The 2,641-nt window shown below is 69.8% G+C and carries 3 protein-coding genes; 1 reads left to right on the top strand and 2 read right to left on the bottom strand.

Features of this window, described 5'->3' with window-relative positions; genetic code table 11:
* A partial coding sequence (locus ACQKIP_RS44745; protein WP_427745624.1) for a hypothetical protein occupies positions 1-223 on the bottom strand: 223 nt, incomplete at its 3' end.
* Between the two features lie 119 nt (positions 224-342).
* On the opposite strand from ACQKIP_RS44745, the gene ACQKIP_RS44740 reads away from it, so the two are divergent.
* Entirely contained in the window at positions 343-1,332 is a 990-nt protein-coding gene (locus ACQKIP_RS44740) for a LacI family DNA-binding transcriptional regulator (protein ID WP_365853654.1), read from the top strand.
* Between the two features lie 9 nt (positions 1,333-1,341).
* Here ACQKIP_RS44740 and ACQKIP_RS44735 read toward each other — a convergent pair.
* On the bottom strand, positions 1,342-2,641 hold a 1,300-nt coding region (locus tag ACQKIP_RS44735; protein ID WP_427745623.1), incomplete at its 5' end, for a DUF6351 family protein.

The following is a 2,641-nucleotide window of genomic DNA, read 5'->3' as shown; positions in this document are numbered from 1 at the left end:
CAGTCCGTACGCGGTGCTCGCTCACCTCGCAGTGGGCATCGCCGGGCAGCGTGAACCGGGTGGCGAGTGCGTCGGAGAGCTGGTGGGCCGCCCTGCGGCGCAGGGCAGGGTCTGGCGATTGCAGCTGGGGGAGTGCACCCGCGATGTCGCCTACGGCATCGAGCCAGTCCACTACGGCCGACTCGCAGCCCGCGGTGCGGGCGAGGCTTGGAACATTTACCATCAAACCTCCATCGAAGTGCTTCGACGAAACACTTTAAACATGGCTCGACGGCACGGTCAACCACCGGATGACGGGCGCAGGCCCTGGTCGGATAGGGTGCTGACGTGGGGAGTTCGGACGTGACGATCTATCAGGTGGCCAAGGCCGCCGGCGTGAGCATCTCGACGGTCTCGCTCGCGCTGAACCACCCGGACCGGGTCAGTCCGAAGACACGCGACCGGATCATCGAGGTCGCCGGCGAGCTGGGCTACCGCGCCGGTGCCACGGTCTCCGAGCGCGCCCGCAAGCGCAGCGGCCGCATCGCGGTCCTCGCGCCCTTCAGCAGCTACGAGACCTACCGCGCCCGGCTGGTCGGCATCCTGGAGACCTTCGGCCCCCACGGCGTCGAAGTGGTGGTGCACGACACGCCGCCGGCCACCGAATCCCCCTCGCCGCTGCTCGAGACCCTGCCGGTGCGCGGCGACGTCGACGGACTGCTGATCATGGGTGTGCCGCTCGGTCCGGAGGGCGCCGACCGCCTCAAACGCTGGGGGCCGCCCACCGTCCTTGTCGACTCCGCCAACCCCGAGTTCACCTGCGTCACCTTCGACGACGAGCAGGCCGGCCACCTGGTGGCCGCTCACCTGCTCGGCCGCGGCCACCGGCGCCTGGCCTACCTGCACGAGCCCTACCGCTCGCAGGGCCTTCCCTCGGCCGGTCTGCAACGGCTGGAGGGAATCGCCCGCGCGCTGCGCGAGGCGGGCGAGGCGGGCGGCATCGAGGACATCGCACTCACGGGCAACGACGCGCCCGCGGCCCGGGAGCAGGCCGCCGACTTCGTCCGCCGCACCGAACGGCCGACGGCCGTTATCGCTCACCACGACGTCCTGGCGGCCGGGTTCCTGGCGGGGCTGCGCGCCGCAGGAACCCGGGTGCCCGACGAGGTCGCCGTGGCGGGCTTCGACGACGGAACGCTGGCGGACACGGTGGGCCTGACCACCATCCGCCAGCCGTTTGCCGAGTCCGGCCGCCGCGCCGCCGAACTGCTGCGCTCCCTGATCGAAAATCCGCGGCAGAGCCCTGTGCGCACGCTCCTGGTCCCGCAACTGATCACCAGGGAGAGCAGCTGACGGGGGAGGTCAGCCCCTGCTGTAGTCCCTCCATGTGCCCGGCCGCTCGCCCTGGCCGGGGCCGGGCCGGCCGTAGTCGCACACGCCCTCGGGGAAGGCCTTGCGCAGCCGCGCCTGCTCGGCGTCGGTGAAGCGCACGCGGTAGTCGCCGAAATCCACGGGCTTGAGGGCGCACTTGAGCGGGCTCTGGTCCAGCGGGGCGCCGGCTTGGAGCCGGGGGTCGGCGCCGATGGGGTACTGATCCGCACACGGTCCGCTGGCCGGATACGTCAGCCGGGCGTTGATCCGCTTGGCCGGGGTCAGATAGCAGGCGTCGGAGAGCCCGGCGGGTTTGCCGGCCATGACCTTGGCCTGCTTGCTGCGGGAGGAGGTGTCGGCTGCGATGTTCGTCAGCCAGCGGTCCATCGACGTCAGCACATAGGCGTCCGCGGTCTGTTGCTCGCCCGCGGTCGGCTGGCTCTCGATGATCACGTGGTTGGCCGACGTCCCGTTGGCTGCCTGCAACCGTGCCCGTGTGACGTAGGACCAGTGAGCGGTATGGACGTCGAGCGGCAACCGGTCCGCGTAGAGCCGGTGGTCGATGATCGGCGTACTGCGCAGGCCCAGGCGCATGCTGTTGAGCAGGTCGCCGCGGTAGGCGGCCTTCAGCGCCCGCGGGTCGGCCTCGGAACGCCGGGCGACCGGGGTGCCCGCCGCGTCGTATCCGCCGATCTCCGAGTTCAGCTTGATGAACTGAGCCGGACTGATCTTCTTGCTGTTCAGTGCCTTCAGCCCGTACTGCACTCCGACGTTGTCCAGGACGCTGCGCACGAAGCCGTTCTTCGGGTCGCGGCCGAACTGGTTGGCGTAGGCCTCCGTCATCGTGCACTTGACCCCGCCGGGATTGGCGGTGGCGTGCCACCGCGCCGTGAGGGGGATCGACTTGTCGCAGCGCTTGGTCGCGGTGCGGATGTCGATGTTCTCCGCGCCGACGCAGCTGCCGTACTCCAGCATTCCGGTGACCGCATCGCGCTGCTCGGGGGTGAAGGAGCTGCCGGCTCCGGAGAAGTGGCGTACGAGCAGTTTGCAGTCGCTGGCCATGCTCTTTTCCAGCGTGAAGCCGTCCGGGAAGCCGACGATGGGGATGATCCCGTCCAGGATCCCCGGATAGGAATCGGCCATGGTGTACTGCTGGATGCCGCCGCCGGACCCGCCCCAGCCGATCGTGTGCTGCACCGGCCCGTAGGTCTCGACGAAGTGCTCCTTGACCATCATCGCCGTCTCCGCGGAGAGCGGGATGCTGCAGTTGGTCTCCAGGACGTTGAGGGTC

It is taken from the genome of Streptomyces sp. NPDC059900 (assembly GCF_050270335.1).
Lineage (GTDB): Bacteria > Actinomycetota > Actinomycetes > Streptomycetales > Streptomycetaceae > Streptomyces.
This window is presented reverse-complemented; position numbering and strand designations above follow the sequence as displayed.